We start from the raw sequence: 1155 nt of genomic DNA, 5'->3' as shown, positions 1-1155 counted from the left end.
GGGGAAAGGGGAGCCGAAGCAGCCGAGGCGAAGCGGGCCCCCCCCCCCCCCCCCCCCCGAAACCGCCAACCTCGGGACAACCGGGCGGCCCCGGCGCCATGTTCAACACCGGATCGCCAACGCCCCGGCAGGTCTTGGCCTCAGCCTCCCCGCGGGAAAGACACCTCGACTCGGCGGTTCTTCTTGCGGCCCTGCTCGGAGGTGTTGTCCGCGATCGGATAGTCCTCGCTGTAGCCGCGTACGGAGTACGTGACCTCCGGACCCAGGAAGCTCGCCAGCTTGTCGTGCACCGCTTCCGCGCGCTTGCGGGACAGCGTCTTGCCGTGGCTGTAGGAGCCGAGGTTGTCCGTGAAGCCGAACACCCTGACGTTCGTCGCCTTCTGGGCCTTCGCTTCTTCCGCGATGGCCTTGATACGGGCGTTCGCCTCAGGGTTCAGCTTGTTGCTGTCCTTGGGGAAGAGGACTTCCGCTTGCAGCGCGAACTTGACGTCCGTATTCGTCTCCTCGCGGCGCTCCTCACCGCCCATGTCCTCGACCACGGACTTGATGTCCAGGACCTTCGCCGGGGCGAGCGTCGCTCCGTCGGCCAGCTTCAGACCAGGGCTGTTGGAGTCGACCTCCTGGGGCGCGGTGGAGGTTGTGCTGCCGGGGGGTGCGCTGGGGTCGTCGTCGTCCGCGAAGGCGGGGGTGCCGGACAGGAAGACCAGCGCCGTGAGGGTGACAGTGGCCGTGGCCAGGGTGCGTGATCGTGGGTGGCCCATGGGTCACTCACCCTCGGAGAGCTCTATGGCGGCTGGGGCCATCCCGCCTACCTGGAACGTCAGCTTGTTCGTTCCCTCCGGCGGGGCGGGGAACTGCGCGAACCAGTCCGCCGTGTTCCCCGAGTCGATGCCGCCCTCGAACTTCGTGCAGAGGCAACGCCCAGTGGTGTCCCGCAGGACCAGGTACCGCTTCTTCCCCTGTTCATCCACAAGGCTCGCGCCGGCAATGGATCCGCCGTTCTTCTGCAACTCCTTTTCATCACCGCGCCATTGGCCACCGGTCCAAAGGCCACCCGAGGTGTTCGTCACCTTGCCAGAAACGGTAAGGAAGCCGCCCTCATCGCGCTTGGCCGAGTTGATTACCAACGTCACCCCGTCCCCCTTGGATTCGGCC

Annotated in this window: 1 protein-coding gene and 1 pseudogene; both read right to left on the bottom strand. The window is 66.7% G+C overall.

What is annotated here, in order from left to right; genetic code table 11:
• Positions 1-140: 140 nt before the first annotated feature.
• Positions 141-761 (bottom strand): OmpA family protein, encoded by a 621-nt coding sequence (locus ACZ5CR_RS46470; protein ID WP_468870093.1) that lies wholly within the window; start codon positions 759-761, stop codon positions 141-143.
• Positions 762-764: 3 nt separating this feature from the next.
• A pseudogene (locus ACZ5CR_RS46465) lies at positions 765-1155 on the bottom strand (hypothetical protein); the annotation flags it as partial.

The organism is Streptomyces sp. NPDC031274, from assembly GCF_055570235.1.
The sequence above is the reverse complement of the archived record's forward strand: the minus strand, read 5'-3'. Positions and strand labels throughout refer to the sequence as shown.

Bases quoted from the DNA above. Each gene is read 5' to 3' on its own strand.
- ACZ5CR_RS46470 (WP_468870093.1), bottom strand. From the start codon at position 761: ATGGGCCACCCACGATCACGCACCCTGGCCACGGCCACTGTCACCCTC.